Source organism: Flavobacterium terrigena, assembly GCF_900108955.1.
GTDB classification, from domain to species: domain Bacteria; phylum Bacteroidota; class Bacteroidia; order Flavobacteriales; family Flavobacteriaceae; genus Flavobacterium; species Flavobacterium terrigena.
Genome location: NZ_FNYA01000001.1, coordinates 264,702 through 287,601 on the forward strand (window position 1 = coordinate 264,702; position 22,900 = coordinate 287,601).

The following is a 22,900-nucleotide window of genomic DNA, read 5'->3' on the forward strand; positions in this document are numbered from 1 at the left end:
TTTTTATTTATACTATCTTCCAAATTTATAATATTCTAAGTCGGGATGTGAAATACCATCCAATGAAGGTATAATTGAATGCATTCCTAACACACTAAATGTGATTCCGTTTCCGCCAAATCCTAAGACATAATGTTCATTTTTTTTAGAATCTAATTTTCCAAAATAAGGAAGTCCATCTTTGGTTTCTCCAAAAGTTCCAGCCCAAGAATAATCAGGTTCAAAATGTATTTCTGGAAAATATTTCCCAAATTGTTTTAAAAGATAATCTTCTTTATCGCAAATTAATTTATCTCTTCTTTCAGCATCTTTAAATTCTTCATCACCACCACCAATAATAATTCTACCATCTGAAGTTCCCCTAAAATATTGGTAAGGATCAGAAGTATTCCAATAAATAGTATCTTTGAAAGGATTTGGTAAATCAGGATAACTTTCAGAAATGGTTACAAAGGTACTTTTTAAGTCTACAACAGTATTTGAAAGCATTTCAACACTTTCATAACCTGTACAATGAATAACATGATCCGCTGTAATAGTACATTTTGTATTAGTAAATGCCTGTAATTTTTTTACGTGTTTTTTTATAGAAATAATATCCGTACGATCGAAAATCAACACCCCTTTTTCTTTACAATAATGCAACAGGTCTTGTGCTAATCGATATGGATCTACTACAGCTCCAGATTTAGATTCGATTGCTGCAAAAGCATTCAATCCTATTTCTTTTAAGTCATACTTATCTAACCATCTTACATCAAAACCAAACTTTTTTCTTGTTTTATATTCTAATTTAAGATCTTTAAGGTCTTTTTTTAAGGAACAGAAATAAATACTTTTTTTGAATTCAAACCCAGATTTACTTTTTATTGCATCCGTAATTTTTTTTAAATTATAGATTGATTTTTCACAATTTATATAACTATCAACTGCACATTCCAAACCTCTTATTTCTATCAATTTATGCAAAGGAATATCAATTTCATATTGAAGTAATGCTGTACTTGCAGCAGTACTACCATTACAAACATCTCTCTTGTCTACCAATACAACTTTCCTACCATTTTCAATTAATTGATAGGCAATTAAAGCCCCAGTTATCCCACCACCAATAATAAGTATTGGAGTTGAAATAGAATTTTGCAACGAGGGATAACCCTCTGACATACTATTTTTTAATGGTCAAAATGTTTTAGTTGAATGTAATTTCATTTTTTATCCTCCTACTATTTCGCCTCCGTTAATATGAATGAATTGTCCAGTTATATAACTACTGTCTTCACAAGCTAAGAAAACGTAAGCCGGTCCTACTTCACTTGGCTGACCTGCACGACCCATTGGAGTTTGTTTTCCAAATTTCGAAACATCTTTAAAACTTGCTGGAATTAAAGGTGTCCAAATTGGACCAGGTGCTACGCCGTTAACCCTAATTTTTCGTTTAATCAACATCGCAGACAAAGCTCTTGTAAAACTTACAATGGCACCTTTCGTACTAGCATAATCAACTAAATGGTCACTACCTCTGTAGGCTGTAACTGAACTTGTATTAATGATGGCATCATTCGCTTTTAAATAAGGTAACGCCGCTTGAGCAACATAAAAATAAGTATAGATATTTGTTTCAAAAGTCTCGTGAAGTTCCTTAATACTAATATCTTCTAGTTTGTCTTTTGGAAATTGCACCGCGATATTATTTACAAGAATATTAAGTCCTTTAAATTCCTTAATACATTTTTCTATAGCATTTTTACAAGTTTTTGGACTATTAAGATTTGCTTTTATAATGAGACAACTACGTCCTTCCTCTTCAATCATTTTTTTGGTTTCTTTCGCATCTCTATTTTCTTCTAAATAAACAATGGCAACATCTGCACCTTCACGCGCAAAATGAACAGCTGCACTCCTACCAATACCGCTATCACCACCTGTAATAAATGCTATTTTCCCTTTTAGTTTTTCACTTCCTTTATAAGTCTTTCGAATTATTTCTGGTTGGGGTTTCATTTTATATTCATCACCAGGGAGTTCTTGTTTTTGTTTGGGAAATGTTTTTCTCTTATCCATCATCATTGAAATTATTATTAGAAAGATTTAACCTAGAAAAAGTATTGAAACAAACTATTTTTTTGTGACCGATCTTTTTGATTTAGTTTTACTTTTTAAGGCATGTAAATGATGCGCTTCATCAATAGAATGTGAAGTTTGCAATGATTCTTCTTTTTTAGAAAGTTCACTAAGTCTGTGATAATATTTTTGTATTATTATCATCTCTTCTTCTGTCATACTTTCAATATCAACTAAACGATTGCTAGAAAATTCATTGGAAGCAACAAGCTCATTAAGTTTAAGCTGAATGGCTAACGAATCTTTATTTTGTGCTTTCTGAATTAAAAATACCATCAGAAAAGTAATAATTGTGGTACCAGTATTAATAACAAGTTGCCACGTTTCAGAAAAGTTAAAAAAAGGTCCAGTTATGGCCCAAATAATTACTATCAAAAGTGCTATAATAAATGCTGGAGTACTACCAGTCATTTTACAAACATGAGTTGCAAATTTTTCAAACGTATTTGAACCGTTATTTTTAGAATTTTTCATGATATGTTTTTTTGATTGGTGAACGAAAATTATATTTAATTTATTTTCTTAGCAAATTCGTTTGGTTTTATACTTCTATGTTTTAATTCCGTATAACAATGAGTGAATTCTGCGCCAAAAAAAACTAGCATTGACGAATAAGAAACCCAGAGCATAATTAAAATAATAGAACCCGCTGCTCCATATCCAGAATCTGGTTGTGCCGTTCCGAAATATAATCCTATAGCAGATTTTCCTAGTTCAAATAACAAAGCTGTTACAAAAGCCCCTAACCATACGTCTCTCCATTTGATTTGAGCATCAGGAAAATACTTAAACATAAACGCAAATAACAACGTAAGTATTCCAAACGAAATAATAAAATTCAAAACTAGTAATACTACTAGTAATGATTCTGAAAAATAATTAATTAACCAGTCACCCAATGCGGTTAAAACTGTAGAAACTACAAGCGATGCAATAAGTATAAAGGCAATGGCTATGATAAATCCGAATGAAAACAAACGTGCTTTAAGATAGCTTATAATTCCTGATTTTGAGGCATCTGCTTTAACTTTCCAAATAGCGTTTAAGGATTTTTGAAATTGTACAAACACGCCAGTTGCACCTACTAAAATTGTAATTATACCAATAATTGTTGCCAAAACCGAATTCCTAGACATCATTGCTTTTATAATAATGTCCTGAATTTGTTGAGCCGTATTTGCACCCATTACCCCTGTGATTTGATTTGTGATTTGTCCACTCACAGCTTCATGTCCGAAAAAATATCCAGCAAATGAAATGATAACTGCCAGCAAACCAGGTAATGAAAAAATGGCGTAGTAAGCTATAACAGCACTTTCTTTAAATGGATCTTTTAACCACCATGAATGAAAAGCCGTCTTTATAACTTTTAAGAAATCTTTAAATTGTGAGTCCATTTTTTCTAGTATCTTTTTTAACTAGGATTGATTCTGAAATTCTGTTAAACAAGTGTTTCCCAATTGTTTTAATTTCATCTACATGTTTTGAAACTAAATTCGCCACACCAAATTGAATTACATTTCCCAGTATTTTTTTACCAAAAGTTTTGGAATTACCTGTCAATAGTTTTTTTAAGAGAAAACCTGTTCCTAAACCAACAGCACCATTGGTCAGATTATGTTTTAATTCCGGAGAATTAGTGGCATCATGAAATAGTTCTTTGATTAAGTTGAAAGGCTTTAAACTTTCGCAAACTCCATGAAATTCTTCTTTAAGCGATTCCAATTCATAATTTCGTCTATTTCTTGTAGAAACGATTAATTCATTTAATATATCAGTTTGATTTTTAGTTTTCATGACATTTTTGTTTTAACATTTGTCTGATAGTAATCTTACTAAGTAGATATTTAATAACTGAATTACAACATTAATAATTGTAACCAGCAATGCAACTATTATAAAATAGCAAACTATGAAACTAGTGATAAAACTACATCCACGTGTTTGTCTATTGCATGTAACAGTAACAATTCAAAAAAATTATTTTGCTATAATCTTACTCTTCCAAAAAGAGATATGAATGATGTTGCATTGCCAATTACAATATTTTTTCAAAATTTAGCTTTAATTCAATATTTATTTCTTTGTCATTTTACTAATAGCAAATACAATCAATACTAGTATTGCAATAACTATAAATATTCCAAAACCCATTCCTGCTTTAAAAATACCTTCAATTACTTCACATGAAGTAAATAAAAAAGAAATAAGTAGCAGTGTAATAACTTTAAATACGTTTGTCTTTTTCATAATATTATTTTTTAAAGGTTAATTTTTTGAAAATCCGATTTGTTATTTCGTAAAATTAAGACATTCATATACAGGAAGTCTTTCATCATTTTGAGAATTAATGTCAAGATTCCCATGTTTTGAATAGAAAATCTTTAAGTTGAATTGTTGATTAAAACTAAAACATGCGAATTATGTAAAAAAATATTTCTTATTTATAAGTCTTTTCTGAATTTTTAGAGTAAACTTTGTAAAGACAACTGATTTTCAGATAAATTCACAACAAACACCCAATCAACTCGGGTTGATATTCAAAATAAAAGTGGTAGTACATAAATACTTCAAGAAAAGTCTTAAAATTTTAGGCTGGATAATAGGCTCTATTATCGGGTTGTTTTTACTTTTAGTATTAGCAATACAAATTCCTGCGGTACAAAATGCTATTAAAAATAAAGCCGTTACCTATTTAGAAGGAAAAATCCACACGCCTGTAAGTATTGGAAAAATTGAAATCGGCCTACCAAAAAAATTCATATTAAATGATGTGTATTTCCAAAGTCAAACTGGTGATACTTTACTTTCAGGTGAGAAAATAGCTGTAAACCTTAGTTTATTTAAGCTGTTTGATGATGAAATAGAAATCAATTCTATTAGTTTAAAAAACATCACTGCAAATGTAAAACGTGACAAAGATTCCATTTTTAATTTCGATTATATTATCGATGCTTTTGCCTCTAAAACAGCAAAAAGTAACGAGAAAGAAATGAAATTTTCTATTCACAATATTAGTTTAGAGAATATTCGAATGCACTTTGATGACGCCATTACCAAAAACAATCTGAATGTTTCATTAGCCAATTTTGAAACACGAATGAAAGTATTCGATCTTAAAAAAATGGATTTCGAAATTCCGAAAATAAAACTTCACGGATTAAGTGTGAAACTAAAACAAGGAGAACTACTTCGAGAAATTACTACAAACACAGTGGTGACTGCAGATTCAATAATAAAAAAACGACCCGATTTAAATATCAAACTAGGCAAAATTGATTTGAGCAAAATAACGGTAGCCTATGATAATGCAGGCACAAAACTGAACAGTGGTCTTACTCTTGACAAGCTTTTTATTGATTTTAAGGAAACCAATTTACCGAAACAACAAATTGCCATTAATAAGTTTGAATTAAGCGGCGTTAAGGGCGGATTGACTTTAGGTAAGTTCGACAGAAAACTCGATATCAAAACACTTCCAAAACAAGCTATTCCACAATGGAAACTTTCACTTGCCGAAACGAAAATAAAGAATGTAGATTTCCGATTTGATGACGAAAATGCTCGAAAACTTCCAAAAGGAGTAGATTATAATCATTTAAATATCAAGCAACTTAATTTAGAAGCTAAAAACCTAAATTATGCTACCAATACAAATGCTGTATCTGGAGAAATTCAATCTTTAACAATAAAAGAACAAAGCGGTTTGAATATTGAAAAGTTACGAACCGATTTTACTTATACCACTCATGGTGTACAACTAAAAAAATTACATCTTAAAACCGAAAATACACTTCTTCAAAATGAAATTACAGTTCAGTATGCATCATTAGAAGCACTAAAAGAAGATCCTGGAATACTTGGAATTAATGCGGATTTGCAAAAGAGTCATGTGGCTTTTAAAGACATTTTACTTTTCGCACCAGATTTGATTCAAGTACCTTTTTTTAAAAACAACGCCAATTCCATAGCAAATATCAACGGGCGTATTGTAGGAAAACTAAATGATATTATTTTCCCAAATTTAGAGGTGAGTGGCATTGGTTCTTCTCGAGTTTCAGTGAGCGGTAGAATTATTGGTTTACCCGATGCGGAAAAAGCATGGTATAATCTAAACATAAAAAACGTGCAAGCAAGTGCTCGAGATATTGAGAATTTAGTTGATAAAGGAACAATTCCAAGTAGCATTCAGTTACCACAAAATAGCAACATAAAAGGAACTTTTAAAGGAAAACTAAATAACTTCAATACCAATCTTGCCGTAAACAGTAGTTTTGGAAATGCTCATGTAAAAACCAGTTTCGATAGTCGAATCAAAAATAAAGAAAAATACAATGGTGTTGCCGAGCTAAATAATTTCGATTTAGGAAAGCTGATTAAAGATTCCTCAGTTGGAAAAATCACTATGAAAGCGAATGTAAAAGGAACAGGATTGAATCCTAAAACGGCAACTGCAAACGTAAATGGTTTTATGCAAAAAGGTATTTTCAACGATTATGCCTATCAGAATTTAGCTTTAAAAGGAACAATTATCAACGGTCGTTACAATGCAACTGCTAAAATAAACGATCCGAATGTCGAATTTGATTTGGTTTCAAATGGAACTTTTAATGCTACCTATCCACAAGTGAATGTAAAAATGAATGTGGCTATGGCCAATTTACAAAAACTAAACTTCAATACAGAACCTTTAAAATTCAGAGGACAATTTGATGCCAAAATGACTACTGCAGATATCGATTATCTTAACGGAACGATTACAGGTAATAATTTACTTTTAGTAAATCAAAAAGGACAGTTTCCAATGGATTCTATTAATATTATAGCAACTTCAACAGCGGAAAAGAATACTTTACAAGTACAATCTCAATTTCTAAAAGCAAATGTTACTGGAAAATATCAATTGAGTGAGGTAACAACAGCCATTACAAATTCAATAGATAAGTATTATGACATAAGCCCTTCCACTAAGAAAAAAACCAAACCACAACATTTCGATTTTAATGTAAATGTAAGTAACGATCCAATCATAACACAACTATTTTCAGAAATTAAACAACTCGAACCTATTAACATTAGCGGTCGTTATAATAGTGTCAACGATACAATTATACTGAACGCTTCCATTCCAAAATTGGTTTACGGCGACAATACAATTAGTAATGGAGTGGTAAAAATTAATACGCTAGACAACGCTTTAGTGTACAGTACAACAATTGGGGAAATACAAAATGCAGACTTCCGTTTACCAAATACATTACTAGAAGGGAAAGTAAGTGACAATTTGCTGACATACAAATTACAACTTCGAGATGATAAAGCCAAAGATCAATATGTTGTAGCAGGAACATTAAAGGCAGTTAATGGCGATACAGAAATCCATTTATTACCACAAGATCTTTTACTTAATTACGAAAAATGGGCATTATCTGAAAGTAATCTCATCCGATTTGGCAATCAGGGAATTTACGCCAATGAATTTACTTTACGAAATGGAAACAGTGTCATAGCCTTACAATCTAAGTTTGCAGGAACCAATGCGCCTTTAGTAATTCGTTTTATCGATTTTAATATTGAAACGCTTTCACATATGATACAAAAAGAAAATTTGGCATATGGAGGAATTATCAACGGAGAAGCAACTATAGAAAACATGACTACCAAACCTATTTTCGTTTCTGATCTTACCATAAAAAACTTTACTTACAAAAAAGAAACAGTTGGGAACATCAGTTTAAAAGTGAATAATAAAGTAGCCAATACTTACGCAGTTGAAGCGACAATTACCGGACAAGGAAACAATGTTACTCTTGATGGGATTTATCAAAATGCCAACCAAAGTTTCAACCTGAATCTCGATTTAAAACAACTGAATTTGGCAAGCATTCAACCTTTTACAGCAGAACAACTAACAAAAAGTAGCGGTCATGTATCTGGGAAATTCCTAGTCAAAGGAACAATTGACCAACCTAAAGTTATTGGAGATTTACAGTTTCATAATGGTGCGTTTACCGTAACGAAATTAAATTCTGCATTTGAATTACTGAACGATAAAATCACATTTACGGAAGAAGGAATGGAATTTAAAAACTTCAGCTTATCAGATTCAGAAAAAAACACCTTGCGATTACGTGGAAAAGTTGATACACCAAATTACCGCGATTATGCCTTCAATTTAAGAGTGAATGCAGATAATTTTAAAGTCACCAATTCTACAGCAAAAGACAATGATTTATACTACGGAAAACTTTTTGTTGATACCAATTTGCGTATTAAAGGAGATCTAAACAAACCAATTGTTGACGGAAATATCAAAGTCAATAAGAATACAGAACTTACTATTGTATTACCACAATCGGATCCATCAATTGCAGATAGAGAAGGAATTGTAGAATTCGTTGATCAGGATGCACCACCAATGGATAAAAGACTAATTATTGCGGGCGATTCTATCAGTCAAACCAAATTTAAAGGTATGAATGTTTCGGTCAATATTGAAGTCGATAAAGATGCCGAACTTACCATGATAATCGACAAAGGAAATGGAGATTATTTAAAACTTAAAGGTGAAGCACAACTTACTGGTGGAATTGACGAATCAGGAAAAACTACATTAACAGGTCGTTATGAACTGAAAGAAGGAACGTATGAAATGACTTTTAATTACCTGAAAAGAAAATTTGAAATCAGAGACGGTAGTTACATTTTGTGGACAGGCGAGCCAACAACAGCCGATATTAATATTACAGCCGTTTACAAATCTAAAACGGCACCAATTGACTTGTTAGATGATCAATTAGGAAATGTTACTCCAACGGTGAGAAATACGTATAAACAACGAATTCCTTTTGAAACGCATCTAAAAATGAAAGGGGAATTATTGAAACCTGAAATTACTTTCGACATCATATTACCAGAAGGAAATTACAATGTGTCTTCAGAAATTGTAACCAATACAAGAACCAAATTAGAACAATTACGTCAGCAACCAGAAGAATTAAACAAACAAGTTTTCGCGCTGTTACTATTGAACCGCTTTATTGGAGAAAATCCTTTTGCGAATGAATCCGGACGTGGAGCGGAAACATTAGCCAGACAAAGTGTAAGCAAGTTAATGTCGCAACAAATGAACAATTTGGCTGGAAATCTGATTAAAGGTGTGGAACTCGATTTCGATTTAGAATCTTCTGATGATTATACAACTGGTGCAAGAGAAAATCGTACTGATTTAAATGTGGGTGTTTCCAAACAATTGTTAAATGATAAATTAAAAGTTACCGTTGGAAGTAGTTTTGGAATTGAAAGTCCAGAGCAAACGAACAGAGAAACTACAAACATTGCAGGTGATGTTTCTTTAGATTACCAACTTTCAAAAGATGGAAGATACATGCTAAGAGCCTACAGAAAAAATGAATACCAAGTGGCGCTTCAAGGACAAATTATTGAAACGGGAGTGGCGTTTATTATTACGATGGATTATAATAAATTCAAAGAACTCTTTCATCGTTCAGATGAAGAAAAAGAAATAAATAACGACTTGAAAAAGAAAAGAAGAAAAGAACGAGAAGAGAAAAAAGCACAGGAACTTGAAGCTACTCCACCAAAAGAAACTGACGAAAAAAACATATAATATGAAAACTAAAAATCTATATTATTTCCTTTTTTTATTAGTGCTGCTAATCACTTGGTCTTGCAGTAATACCAAATTTTTGCCTGAAGGTGAATTACTTTATGTAGGTGCAAAAGTAAAAGTCATTGACTCATTAGCGCCTAGAAAAGAACGTAAAACACTGGAAAAAGAATTTAAAGGAATATTACGTCCGAAACCAAACTCCAAAATCCTAGGTTTACGTGTCAAATTATATTTCTATAATCTAGCTGGAGAACCAAAAAAAGAAAAAGGATTCCGTTATTGGTTACGAAACAAAGCTGGTGAACCGCCTGTATTATTTAGTCAAGTTGATTTAGGTTATTCCACAGAACTAATAAAAAATTATTCAGAAAATCGCGGGTATTTTAAAGCCCGAGCTTTAGCAGATTCAACCAGAAAAGGAAAACGTGTTACAGCAGATTTTGAAGCGCGTCCAGGCAAACAATATCGCATTAAGGAAATTAAATTTCCTACAGATTCCACAGCACTTGGTAGAGCAATAGCAGCAACTCAAGACAAAACGCTATTTAAAACTGGTGAGGGTTATGATTTAGATAGAATAAAAGCGGAACGCATTCGTATAGATGCGCGACTAAAAGAACAAGGCTATTATTATTTTGGTCCAGATTATCTAAAAGTTCAGGTAGATAGTACTGTTGGAAGTTATGAAACAGATTTGATTGTGAAAGTTAAAGATGAAACTCCAAATCAAGCAAAAAGAGTTTTCACTATTGGAAAAATAATTATTTATCCCAATTATTCTCTAAAAGATGGAAATCGTAAAATAAGACAATTAGAAAAAGACAGTACGGCTGTGGAATATTACCACGATTTTACAATCATAGACAAAGAAAAGTTGTTTAATCCTCGTATTTTCGACAGAACGCTTTACTTTCATAAAAACGATTTATACAACCGAACCAATCATAATCTTTCGTTGAACCGATTGGTGAATTTAGGAACTTTCAAATTTGTTAAAAATCAGTTTACTCCTGCTGACTCACTTGATAATGTGTTAGATGCTTATTATTATTTAACGCCACTTAAAAAGAAATCGATACGTGTAGAGCTTTTAGGTAAAACCAATTCTGCCAATTATACTGGTACAGAATTAAGTGTAAACTGGAATAACCGAAATACTTTTAAAGGAGCAGAACTTTTCACCATTTCTCTTTTTGGAGGATTAGAAGTGCAAATGGCTGGGCAAAATAACGGATTTAATGTGTATCGTGTAGGTTCAGAAACAAGTTTAATTTGGCCACGTTTTATCGCACCTTTCAAAATGCAATCTTCTAGTGGCTTTGTGCCGAAAACGAAAGCGACATTGGGTTACGAATTTCAAAAAAGAGAACAACTATATGCGTTAAATTCATTCAAAGGTTCTTATGGGTATTTGTGGAAGGAAAACGTTCGAAAAGAACACCAACTAAATGTCACCGATATTCATTATGTAAGTCCGAATAATGTAACCGATTTGTATCGAGAACAAATTGTGCTTAACCCAACATTAGCAAAAGTTATCGAAAAGCAACTAATTTTCGGACCCACCTACTCTTACACGTATACCAACACAATGGAAACTTCCAAAAAACACACTATTTATTACAAAGGTATGTTTGACACTTCAGGAAATGTGGCTGGTTTACTAACAGGTTCCGATATTAAAAAAGGCGATACAACCAAAGTATTTGGTGTGGCTTTCAGTCAGTTTGTAAAACTTGAAAATGATTTTCGTCATTATATGAAACTCGGACCCGAATCTCAATTGGCAAGTCGAATTATCATTGGCGCAGGTTATGGATATGGTAATTCTACAGAACTTCCCTATATCAAACAATTTTTTATCGGTGGAACAAATAGTATTCGTGCATTTCGTTCCCGATCAATAGGTCCGGGTTCTTATCTTTCAGAATCAGAAAATAGTTCGTTTTTACCAGATCAATCGGGCGATATTAAACTCGAAATGAATATGGAATACAGAGCAAAACTATTCAGTATTGTAAAAGGAGCTGTTTTTGTAGATGCAGGAAATATTTGGTTGATGCATAAAAATCCTGATAAACCTGGTGCTGAATTTTCTAAAAAATTCATAGAACAAATTGCTGTCGGAACTGGTGTAGGATTACGATTTGATCTTTCTATTTTACTATTACGAACGGATCTTGCATTTCCAATTCGAAAACCTTATTATGAAGACAGACAGCGATGGGTTATTGATGAAATTAATTTTGGAAGTGGCTCATGGCGTAAAGAAAACTTAGTATTTAATTTGGCAATTGGCTACCCTTTTTAAGAGATACCATTTACTTATTTTTAACTTAAATGCAAATTATATAACAACTCCAAAAAATTATATAACTGATTTTGAACTAATACAATGTAACTTTGGTATATAGAAATTTAATAAAGTTTAAGAGTACGTTCCAAATCATATCAAAAAATAAAAAAAAGGGGTTGAATTAATTATTGTTAGTTAACAAACACATGCTTTAATTCTGAAAAAATATAAAGATATTTTAAGAAGTTTTTTTTGTTTATCAAGAATCATAATTTTAAAATACTTTTTTTATCAGAATAGAGTTATGTTAGGAAAGCTTAGCACAGCGCTAAGCTTTCTTTTTTTATTTACTTTGTTTTTTGCTTAAATTCAAATTATATAAAAAATCCCAAAAATCATATAACAAGTTTTGAATAAATGCAACGTAACTTTGGTATATAGAAAATTAATATTTACTTAAGCTTATGCCATGGTCAAAGAAAATTATCCGAATGCAATGAAAAAACTTTCAGATAAAGTTCGTAATAAGACCATTCAGATTGCAAATGCTATATTAAACTATGAAGATTAGATGAAAGTTCAGCAATTGCAATTGGCATAAGTTAAAGCTAAAGAATGCATTGTTAAACTTAGTAAAAGAAAGAGGGGAAAGAAGTAGCGTATAAATGATTAAAAAACACATACTTTAATTCTGAAAAGTCATAAAAGTTATTTTAAAAAGTTTTTGTTTATCAAGAGTTATAATTTGAAAATGCTTTTTTTTATCAGAATAAAGTAATGTAGGGAAAGCTTAGCACTGCGCTAAGCTTTCTTTTTTTATCGAAATAAAAATTATACAAAAACTCCAAAGAATTGTATAAATGTTTTGAAAAACATGTGAAGTAAATTTGACATATCTAAATCTATAAACCCTGTTAATCAAACCATTAAAAACTTAAAAAATGAAAAAGCTTGTATTAATGCTACTTATAGTGGCAAGTCAGGTGAGTGTATTTGCACAAAATCCTAAAGTAGTCATCAGTGATAAAAATGGCTGGCACAAAATTGGTGAAACCAAAGTTGATTTTAAAAACGAAACGGATAAAATCTTAGTTATTGGAGCTAATCGTTTTTCGTCAATCAAAATCAAGGTTGCTGAAGCTCCAATTAATTTGGAATCTTTTGTAATTTATTTCGATAATGATGAGAAACAAAATGTAACGATTTTTCAAGAATTTAAGGCTCCAGGTGAAACCAGAGAAGTTAATTTTGGTGGTGAAAAAAACGTAAAAAGAATTGAATTTATTTATAAAACCATTGGTGATAATCGAGATAAAAAAGCTCATGTAGAACTTTGGGGTTTCAAATCAAATCCATAAAACACTAATGTTTTTTTCCTATTATTTACTACTAATTAAAAATTAAGCTCATGCCTTGGTCAAAGAAAAATTATCCGAATGCAATGAAAAATCTTTCAGTTAAAGTTCGGAATAAGGCTATTCAAATTGCAAATGCTATATTAAGACTAAGAAAATTAGGTGAAGGTTCAGCAATTGCAATTGGCATAAGTAAAGCTAAAGAATACATTGCAAAACGTAGTAGAAAACAAAGAAAAAAGTAGAATATAAATGAAAGAAGTTAGTTGAAATTGAATATAGTTAGTTAAAAAACACATGCTTTAATTCTGAAAAAACATAAAGGATATTTAAAAAGGTTTCTGTTAATCAGAAATCATAATTTAAGAATACTTTTTTTATCAGAGTAAGGTTATGTTAGGGGAAGCTTAGCACTGTGCTAAGCTTTCTTTTTTTATATAAGCTTACTTACTTTTCATAGAAAAAAGGCAATAAAAAAAGGGCAATTTTAAATTGCCCTTTTTAATATTTTATTATTTAATTTGCTTTAAGATAAGCTTAGCTAATGTTTTTCCAGTTTTAGCAAATCCTTCACCAATTCTGCTTTCGTTACTAAAGTTATTTCCCCATTGATCTCCTGGTGCTTCAATAAATTTTGCTGAGTATAACACATTTGATCTGTTTGCAGTTTCAACTAATTTAATAGTAGTAGAAACTTTAGCTGGTTGTTTCATTACAGCTGCATCCCAACCTGGGTAAATCCAGTCTACTAAAACAACAACTGTATATTTTGCAGATTTGTTATCTTCTTTGAAAACGATGTTTTTCTTTTCTTTAGATAAAACCACGTTCACTAATTCTAAAAATTTCGGGTTCCAAATCATTTCTTTGCTACCATTCCATTTTTTAATCCAAGAATCACCAACACCTGGAGTTTTTTTGTTTAAATCTTCAGAACGATTTTTTATGTATTCCGCTTCTGTAAAATTGTCTTTTAATAATTTTAAATTTGAATAATCAAACTCAACATTCACAGATGTTTGATCTTTCAACGATGCTAAACTTCCTGTAGCTTCTTTAACTGATTGTGCATTAACAAAAGCACCAATCATAAAAACGATAGCAATAAACTGTTTTTTCATAAATTGTATTAATTAGTTATATACTTCAAATATATAATTTTTATAAAAGAATACATATTAATTTACTATTATTTTTTTGTTTAATACAATTTCAATATACCTAAAGTTCGCTCAAGAAGACAACCTCATTTGAAAAGCTATCACTAGCAGAAATCCCGTTACAAGTATAGCAGTAGTTAAATCCATATTAGTATTGAATGTGAGATGCAAATGTATTATTTTTTTTCGCCACAAAGCCACAAAGTTTTTATTGGATTGCGGTTATAGGAACGCGGATTTAGCGGATTGAATTTTCTTTGTATTGTGCTGAGGGATTTACGCGGATTTTTGAAAAATTTAAAGATTTTTTGCTTCTAGTTTGTCATCCTGCAAGGATCTCACGCAAACTACTTCAAAAAACAACCCTTCAAGGGTTTTGAACCCTTGAAGGGTTATTCGTATACTTACACGATATTACCTAATCAATTACTTCTTATAAAAATAATCAAAATTACTAGCCGTTTCGTACCAACTATCGTCTTTAGAAATATACATAATTTCTAAAGTCTGATTAAAATCAACACCTTGCATACCATCATTAACATTATTCATAACCGCTACTCTAGCATCTTCTGAAGACTGTTCCAATACAATGGCTAAAATCAAAATACTTTCCTCCTTGCGTTGCATAGCAAAATGAAATACCTCATCAATATTATTATTTTTACTGAAAGCCTTTTGCAACTGAGCTTTATGAGCTCCATCAATCGGTTTTAAAGGCGTTCCAACTAAAACCTCAGTATCTTCTTTAATCTCTTGTGCGTTAAAATTTTCTCTATTTCTTTCCAAAACAAACATCGTAGGTTGGTCACTATCAATCACCACTCTACCAAAACTTTGTTCTTGAGAAATTTCTAAAACAGATTTAGCAGGCATAGCCATAAAAGGCGTTTCTTTAGTTGTCCACTTAGAAAGCGCTTCTTCCGAAGTAAAAACTCCAAAAGTTAACAAACCATCTACATCAAAAACAGTAGTAAAATTAACCGCTTCACCTTTTTCTAAAGTCTTCCATTCATTCGATATTCCATTAGCATCAGCAGTAGGAACTATCAAAAAGGCTTCATTACCATACAATTCCTCTATAACTTTTGCATACGTATCAGAACTTGAATCTTTATGATACTGTGCTATAAGCGCCAATAATTTAGTATTATCTGGCGTAAATTCATTTTCCTTTTTTCCGAATAGTTTTTTAAACAGGTTCATTTTTAATATTTTATTTTAATTATATAATTCTACTCTCAAACTTACCCTCAATTTTGTCATCCTGAGCTTGCCGAAGGATCTCATAATCCACTTCCACAAACCACCTCCAACAAACAATCCTTCAAGGGTTGTCAATAAACTTACAACTCCTTTACAAAAACGTTATTCAATAATTTTTCTATAATCTCATTCAACGTTTCGTCTGGCAAAACAACAACCGTTTCAATAAATTTCTTATCCGTAACTTCAATAATCAAAACACCCACCTGCTCCTTTTCATAACCAACTGGCTTCACATAAAAAGATAAGTTTTCAAAACAGTGTTCTTGTTTATTACTGATAAATTTACCATAATCGGCATGATAAAGTACTTTGTCATTATCAATAGTAATCACTTCTTTCCCATAAGTATTCCAAAGAAATAACTTATAGAAATGATAAGCAACTAAAGAACTAAATCCAATTCCAATTAAATAGGCTATATGAAAATCGTTACCTGAAGACAAGCCTAAAAGCATTCCGAATATAGGCCCTATAAAAATAACTAACCCTAAAAAAGCCAAAAACCCACGGCCTATTTTAGAACTCGGTTTCACGTATAGCTCTAATTGATTGTTTACTAGTTGGTATGTTTTCATTGGTTATATTTATTATTACTTTATTCCTTTATTTGGTTGTGGCATCTCACTAGATAAATCAAATGGTACTATCTTTTTACGCATCATTCCTTTATCTTTGAAATGTCTAGAAATCTCATAGATTTTCTCTGTATAATCATTTGAACCATCAGATTTTTTATGATAATATATTTTTATTGATTTACAATTTTCATGTTCAAATATTTGATTCAACATTGTTCTATCTGAAATACCACATGAATGTCCATAAATATGAACTTGGAAATCTTGCGATTCAATAAAACGAGTTAATAAGTAATAATTCTTAGTTTTTAAGTATTCAAATGATTTAATGTGTTTAAACAACTCATTATTTTTTTCGTCTTCAAAACCTAAATATCTTTTATCTAATTCATCGCCAAAACCAAAAATAGCATTTCCATGAACTCCATGTAAATTACCATGTATATAATTAAAATTAGATGGTATTTTTATCCTACAATCCCTAAAATAATCTTCAAAAGTATTAGTATAGTTAAAATTTAAAAAATACAAATTCTCAGGGAAAATACTTTCTTCCAAAGTAATAGTAACTAATTCATTCTTGTAAATTTTATCACAAAAACAATCTACTAATGGTTCTTTATTTGACAAATTACTAAATTGTAATTGTTGCTTGATTAAATATTCTTGCAACAATTGTTTTAGGATTTCAAATTTGTCGTTAATTAGTTTAATTTTATCAATATTATTCTTTTTTAAAGCTGTACTACCATATTTAACAAGTAAATCAAAATATCTATCTTCTAAATCAACCCAATTTAAAGTACAATACTCATTAATTGTATTTAATAATAATTCAAAACTATGAGTTATACTGAATTCATTTCTTTTATAAAACTCAACTAATTCTTTAATAGTTTGAAATTCTTTTATTTTCTCAGTGTATATTACATTTGAGTATTTGGTTCTTAATTTAATTTCTAAAAGATCATCCTTAAAATATCCTCCGATACGTTCAAAATGCGAGCTTGACATTGTAAAACTTCCACTTTCTGAACATTCAATTAAACAAGTTTTTAAATAGTCTAAAATAAAATCATGGTAATTCGTTTTAATTCCATGGGCTAAATCGAAACCGTTTCCAATTATTATTAATCTATTCATTTTTATTTTTCTAATCCTTTTTGGATAATTTTGATAAAATTATCAAACCCTTTCTCATCTTTTTCCAATACAGCATCAAGCTTTTCTATCAAATCTTTTCTATCCTTAAACTCGTTTGATAAAATGTTTTTAAGAGATTTTACTTTGACATTTTGAGGTGATTCTAATTTAAAGTTAGTTAATAATGCTAGTTCGTCTTTCTGTGATAAAAATGATTCGTAAAGTTTATGATAAGCTCTACCAACTGCTCCCGAAAACAATATCATCTTAGGGTCAGTTTTAGAATTGCTTTTAAGAATGTGGTTTCTTGAAATACCAGGGTAGGGATCTATATAATATATAGTTCTAACACCTAATTGATAGGCTTTTTTCGCACACAATTCACAAGGACTTGCGGTAGTAAATAAAAAACCATCTTTTAAACCTTGACCACCACTACGTGAAATTTGCATCATAGCATTTTCTTCTGCATGTAACGACCTTGTATGAACTTGGTTTTTTTCACCAGAAAAACTATTATAAGCTTGTTTAAAACAATATGGACAATTCCTACCTCCAAGGCTACTTTCTGGTAATGTAGATTCGTTAAAATTAGTTCTTACATATTCATTGAATTTTTTTGATTCATTATCCAATAAATTATCAGCTTGTTCAGTATTTATCTGCTCAGTTTCTTTCAATCCCTCCCCTAATTCAAATTTTGTAAATCCAAATGTGTTATTATTTGAGATTTCTTTAACATTTCTAACAGAGCATGGTATTGCTCCTTTAGGTACATCATTCCATCCAATAGCTTTAGTAGAGAATTCACTATCAGTTACAACTGCTCCTACTTGTCTTGAAATACATCCTGAATTTAATTTTGCTGTGTAAGCTATTTGCATGACTCTTTCTGTTGGATCTGGAGTAATAATTCCTGGTTGTTGAATTAAAGCTTGTAACTTCATTAATTGTTCTTCAACCGTAAAAAAACTAAAATTATATTTAAACTCATCTTCTTTTGAGTTAATTTCTGATTGTAAGATATTATTATTAACATGGTAGTCAGCTATTTGAATACAGTTCTGAACATCTGGCGCATAAAATATTCCTTTTTGAAAATCTGTACATTTATATTCATCTTCATCAATCTCTAATAATCTATCAATAATCTTTAGTTTTTCTTTTCCATACAATTCAATTAATTTTGTTTTTCTTGCATCATTTTTAACGGCAATCAAATAAAATGCAGAAAATCGTTCTTTAAAAAAATTAATTTCTAGTGAATTTCTTAATGAATCTATTACAATATGACACTCTTGATTTTTAGATTCTTGCTTAGTCGCTTTAATAATTCTATTTATTACTTTTGCAATAGTATAAATATTTTTAGGATCAGATTTATATGTCTTAAAAGGTTTACCTGATTTTCTTAAATTATTTGCTGTATGATGAAGAAGCATTATCCTTTCGATAAAACCTTCATTTTTAAGAATATTATTTACTTCATTAGCTAATTTATTAAAATCTTTACCCCAAAAGATTTCATTTAACAATGTCAACTTCTTCTTAATTCTTACTTTTGTTAAATCACCAGTTTCAATTATCTGTTGAATTAAGTTTTCATTACTCAATATAAGATTCTTTATTTTCTCTTTAACTAAAGTGATTTTCTCTTTTGAAGATTCTTTAGCTAATAAATACCTATAATAATCAAATAAATGTTTATTTTTTGAATTTTTATATAAAAGTGGAAGTAATAACAAAAAAATGACTTTTTTGTATTCAATAATTTGATATTGCTTCCAATTTTCTTTGGTATAATTATATGTTATTTGATATTTTCTTTGAAAAACTGATTGTTCAATATCTTCTGGTTTTCTAATGCTTTGAATTTTTTCAAAATTTTCAGATAAGACTTCAGCTAAATCGGAACAACCACTTCCAGTTCTACCTGTTATGCCTATTATAGTAAAGTTTTTCCTTAATGAATATAATTGGTCTAATTTTGTACTCATATCTCTCAATTTATTTTTATTTAGTTTAACAACTTAATTTTAATTACTCTTACAAAACTCTCTCAAAAACCCCAATCACTTTCAAACTACTCAATTCATCTTCTTCTAAAACTATATCATTAAATTCTGAATTATGAGACAAAGGTTTTAAAATAATAGATGTATGATTCCAAGAATCATTTTCAATGTTTTTGATACTTCTATATTCTTTTACAGTATATCCAGAACCAAAATCAGGGTCTTGAATACTTGTATGTTCAACTAAAACAATTTTTCCATCTCTTGATCCACCTGAATATTTTCTAAACAAACAAATTGAACCATTAGGAATTATTTTATTCATTGACTCTCCAACAATTTTACATGCAAATAAATCATTTGATGGTTTATATTGTTTAGGTAAACTTGTCCATTGGCAATCGGTTACAGTTTGTAATTCGCTAAAATTTCCTGCAGCAACTTTCAAGTCATAAATTGGAATACTATTTACATATGGTATTACTTCACTTTCTTGCAAAATAATAGTTTCTTGTTCTATTTTGATTTGAGGAATAAATTGAGAAAAATAGTCTCTAAGATTTTTATCACAAGCATATACATAAGTCCCTTTAATACCTCTAAGCATTATAGTTTTATAGATATTTACAATAAAATCTTTTAATTCTTCAGGATCAACAATAGATTGCTTCCCATTGACATCATAATAGTTTTCTTTTAGAATTCTAATCTGATTATTTTCTTTATCATAAGTAATCTCATTTCCGAAAATTATTCCTGTGTAATTTAAATCATAACCTTGAGTGGTATGAATACACCCAACTTCATTTATTGAATCTTTAGAATTAACCCAATCGATATTTGTACTATTCCATTTTAATTGTGTGTTACCAATTTGAATATCATAGTCTTGTTTTGAATCTTTTTTATTTGTCATCCAAGGCCATGAATAGCCAGCTACTAATCTTGATAAACCAGTTTCAATATCTCTTGATTTAATTTGATTAATCATTTCTTCAATCGAATCGAAGAGGATAAATTCATATTCTTTTGAATTAAATATGTTATCAGAATTGCTAAGATTACATTTTAATAAATTGCCAATATATTTGACATAGTCATTTCCTCCTTTTACTCTAAACTGTGATTTTAAATATTCAGTTTTTGAATAACTATTAGCTTTCATTATATCAAAACTTTCCTTTTTAACATCCGATGGTTTTATTGATTGATTTTCGTCATAAAAGTATATTGCAGTTTCAGACTGTTTCATTATCCAATCTAATTCATTACAAGTATATCTGTCTAAATTCAATTTCTCACAAACAACATCAAAAGCTCTAAAATATGCGCCAAGGTTTACTCTTCTTCTTAATCTATGTGATTCATCTACGATTACAATATCAAAAGTATCTTTAATAATTTCAGCTGGTCCAATAACCATATTTGCATTAAGCCCTTTGATGTTTTTAAATACTTTCTTTAAAGTAGTTCTGAAAGAAGACATTGGAACAACCAATGCCATTTTTGGATTTGGATATTTCTTCTTTAACTCAAAAACAATTTCCATGAATTCGAATTCATCATTACCAAACTCTTCAAAATTAAAATCTTCATTAGATGTATTCAATAACTTAAATAGAAAAATAGCCAAAATAGTTTTACCGGTTCCTGCTCCTCCTTCAATAATAATATTTTTATATGTATTATCTAAAAGGTTTTTCATTATCATCAATAAACTATTCTTTTGTTCGTACGATAGCGTTTTATATGGTGAGTATTTAAACAAATCAGAATTATCAATATAATCAATAGGATGCTTTGCAATTCCAACTGAGCGTAAATTGTCCCAAATGGATTTAAAAATATCCCAATAAACTTCTTTCTTCTGATAGTAGTTATGATTTGCTAAACCAACATTTCCATTAATTAATTTGTATTGACCATCTCCTGAAATGTATTTGATTAGATTAGATTCTATATCTAAAGTGGCAGATTTATTAAACTTTTCACTTGAGATTAAGTGAACTGCAGATAGTTTGTTTTTTTTATTATTTTTTAAATGACTACCCATTCTAGCATAGGCATCTGTAGTTTCACCTACATAAGCTTCATTTATAGTACCATCGCTTAAAATATAAACTACAGGCCATAAATCTTTTGCATAATGAATAGTATTAAATTCATCGAATAAACTTGAATCAAAATCAAATTTTTCAATTGAAAAAATTGGACTTTTAATCATAGTTCATCATACTTCTTTGCAGTTCCTTTTGCTTTATCAACTGGATACTTTTCTGCATTAATTTTAATTTTATCTAAAACAATATCAAAAATATCTAGATTATGTTTTTCTGCTAACAAAAAAGAGAAAGAAAGTATATCAGCTAATTCTTCTTTAATTTTTTCCTTCTTAACATTTTCAGCTTCTTCACCATTCTTCCATAAAAATATTTCATTTAATTCCGCAGACTCAATTGAAATAGCTAATGCTAAATTTTTAGAATCATGAAATTGTTTCCAATCTCTATCATCTCTAAATTCTGTTAAGGCTTTTATAACTTCTTTATATTTATCCATAATCCTAAATATTTCTTCAAACTTAACAATAATAAACCTTAGTTGCAATAGGTAGAAATACCTGTTTTTAAAAAGTTGTGACTAAAAAAATTTAAAAATAAAAAAGACACGTTTTTTGTGACTTTTTAAAATTTGTAATAAAAAAGGCACGTTTTTTGTGATCTTTTTATATAAAAAATAAAATAATCACAATGAAAGATAGATCAGATATCAAGACCATTTTAGGACTTACTCAAAACGAAATGGGAATGCTATTAGGTATTCCAAGGAGCAATTGGGCTATGTTTAAATCAGGTCAACGTGATATTTCATTAACAGCTAAAGAGCAATTGGCAAATTTAATGGAGGCTTCAGTTAAAAGAAAAAAGCATTGTAAGGAGATTGAAGTCATTTTAAAAGAAGAAATCAAAAATGAAAATATTACTTTAAAACAGGAGCTCATAACCACAGAATTAAAAATTAAACGAGTTAGTAAAGAAATTGAAAATCTTAATCGAATACGTGAAAATTTGTTCGCTGCTTATGAAACAGCAGTCTTATTGCATTCAGATAATTCAAATGTTAATGCTAAATTATTAGCCGATTCTATTAAAACACGAGTTGCAAACTCCTTAAAAAAATATAATTTGGCATCGGCAACTGCTTTACAACTCAAAAAAGAATCTCTTGAAATGTTAAAATTAAAAATTCAGCAAAAATTAAAACATTAATAAAATTATTGATTATCAAATAAATACTTGAATTAAAAATAGAAATATTTTCTTACAA

The 22,900-nt window shown here is 29.8% G+C and carries 18 protein-coding genes; 5 read left to right on the forward strand and 13 right to left on the reverse strand.

Annotated features, from left to right (window positions below; all coding sequences use genetic code 11):
- Window positions 1-12: 12 nt before the first annotated feature.
- From BMX42_RS01350 to BMX42_RS14490, 6 genes are all read right to left on the reverse strand, one after another.
- A complete protein-coding gene (locus tag BMX42_RS01350) occupies window positions 13-1,167 on the reverse strand; it encodes an NAD(P)/FAD-dependent oxidoreductase (RefSeq protein ID WP_091307281.1) in 1,155 nt (384 codons plus the stop codon).
- A gap of 48 nt (window positions 1,168-1,215) precedes the next feature.
- Entirely contained in the window at window positions 1,216-2,064 is an 849-nt protein-coding gene (locus BMX42_RS01355; RefSeq protein ID WP_091308758.1) for an SDR family oxidoreductase, read from the reverse strand.
- Between the two features lie 54 nt (window positions 2,065-2,118).
- Complete coding sequence (locus BMX42_RS01360) at window positions 2,119-2,598, reverse strand: low affinity iron permease family protein (RefSeq protein WP_091307285.1); 480 nt, start codon at window positions 2,596-2,598, stop codon at window positions 2,119-2,121.
- Between the two features lie 35 nt (window positions 2,599-2,633).
- Complete coding sequence (locus BMX42_RS01365) at window positions 2,634-3,521, reverse strand: YihY/virulence factor BrkB family protein (RefSeq protein ID WP_091307289.1); 888 nt, start codon at window positions 3,519-3,521, stop codon at window positions 2,634-2,636.
- Complete coding sequence (locus BMX42_RS01370) at window positions 3,505-3,921, reverse strand: hypothetical protein (protein ID WP_091307293.1); 417 nt, start codon at window positions 3,919-3,921, stop codon at window positions 3,505-3,507. The genes BMX42_RS01365 and BMX42_RS01370 overlap by 17 nt, the downstream gene beginning before the upstream one ends.
- A 279-nt stretch (window positions 3,922-4,200) precedes the next feature.
- A complete protein-coding gene (locus tag BMX42_RS14490; RefSeq protein WP_177169095.1) occupies window positions 4,201-4,374 on the reverse strand; it encodes a hypothetical protein in 174 nt (57 codons plus the stop codon).
- Window positions 4,375-4,675: 301 nt separating this feature from the next.
- Here BMX42_RS14490 and BMX42_RS01375 point away from each other — a divergent pair, with 301 nt between their 5' ends.
- From BMX42_RS01375 to BMX42_RS01390, 4 genes are all read left to right on the forward strand, one after another.
- Complete coding sequence (locus BMX42_RS01375) at window positions 4,676-9,754, forward strand: translocation/assembly module TamB (protein ID WP_091308762.1); 5,079 nt, start codon at window positions 4,676-4,678, stop codon at window positions 9,752-9,754.
- Window position 9,755: 1 nt separating this feature from the next.
- Entirely contained in the window at window positions 9,756-12,068 is a 2,313-nt protein-coding gene (gene tamL / locus BMX42_RS01380; protein WP_091307297.1) for a translocation and assembly module lipoprotein TamL, read from the forward strand.
- Between the two features lie 926 nt (window positions 12,069-12,994).
- A complete protein-coding gene (locus tag BMX42_RS01385; RefSeq protein WP_143055581.1) occupies window positions 12,995-13,411 on the forward strand; it encodes a DUF2541 family protein in 417 nt (138 codons plus the stop codon).
- Between the two features lie 50 nt (window positions 13,412-13,461).
- Window positions 13,462-13,653, forward strand: coding sequence for a DUF2188 domain-containing protein (locus BMX42_RS01390; protein WP_091307305.1), 192 nt, complete (start codon window positions 13,462-13,464; stop codon window positions 13,651-13,653).
- Window positions 13,654-13,920: 267 nt separating this feature from the next.
- On the opposite strand, the gene BMX42_RS01395 is transcribed toward BMX42_RS01390, so the two are convergent.
- From BMX42_RS01395 to BMX42_RS01425, 7 genes are all read right to left on the reverse strand, one after another.
- Window positions 13,921-14,529: a hypothetical protein gene (locus BMX42_RS01395; protein WP_091307308.1), complete on the reverse strand. Its 609-nt coding sequence runs from the start codon at window positions 14,527-14,529 to the stop codon at window positions 13,921-13,923.
- 465 nt (window positions 14,530-14,994) lie between these two features.
- Window positions 14,995-15,774, reverse strand: coding sequence for an SseB family protein (locus BMX42_RS01400; RefSeq protein ID WP_091307311.1), 780 nt, complete (start codon window positions 15,772-15,774; stop codon window positions 14,995-14,997).
- A gap of 140 nt (window positions 15,775-15,914) precedes the next feature.
- Window positions 15,915-16,412 carry a hypothetical protein gene (locus BMX42_RS01405; RefSeq protein ID WP_143055582.1) on the reverse strand — a complete coding sequence of 166 codons (498 nt, stop codon included), beginning with the start codon at window positions 16,410-16,412 and terminating at the stop codon, window positions 15,915-15,917.
- 15 nt (window positions 16,413-16,427) lie between these two features.
- Entirely contained in the window at window positions 16,428-17,558 is a 1,131-nt protein-coding gene (locus tag BMX42_RS01410) for an AbiH family protein (protein ID WP_091307318.1), read from the reverse strand.
- 2 nt (window positions 17,559-17,560) lie between these two features.
- Complete coding sequence (locus BMX42_RS14605; RefSeq protein WP_091307321.1) at window positions 17,561-19,555, reverse strand: hypothetical protein; 1,995 nt, start codon at window positions 19,553-19,555, stop codon at window positions 17,561-17,563.
- A 49-nt stretch (window positions 19,556-19,604) separates the two neighbouring features.
- On the reverse strand, window positions 19,605-21,797 hold the full coding sequence (locus tag BMX42_RS01420; RefSeq protein WP_091307324.1) for a DNA/RNA helicase domain-containing protein: 2,193 nt from the start codon (window positions 21,795-21,797) through the stop codon (window positions 19,605-19,607).
- A complete protein-coding gene (locus BMX42_RS01425; RefSeq protein ID WP_091307328.1) occupies window positions 21,794-22,132 on the reverse strand; it encodes a nucleotide pyrophosphohydrolase in 339 nt (112 codons plus the stop codon). The genes BMX42_RS01420 and BMX42_RS01425 overlap by 4 nt, the downstream gene beginning before the upstream one ends.
- 191 nt (window positions 22,133-22,323) lie before the next feature.
- Between BMX42_RS01425 and BMX42_RS01430 the strand changes: the two genes are divergently transcribed.
- Window positions 22,324-22,842, forward strand: a complete 519-nt coding sequence (locus BMX42_RS01430; RefSeq protein ID WP_091307331.1) for a hypothetical protein — start codon at window positions 22,324-22,326, stop codon at window positions 22,840-22,842.
- The last annotated feature ends 58 nt before the right edge of the window (window positions 22,843-22,900 follow it).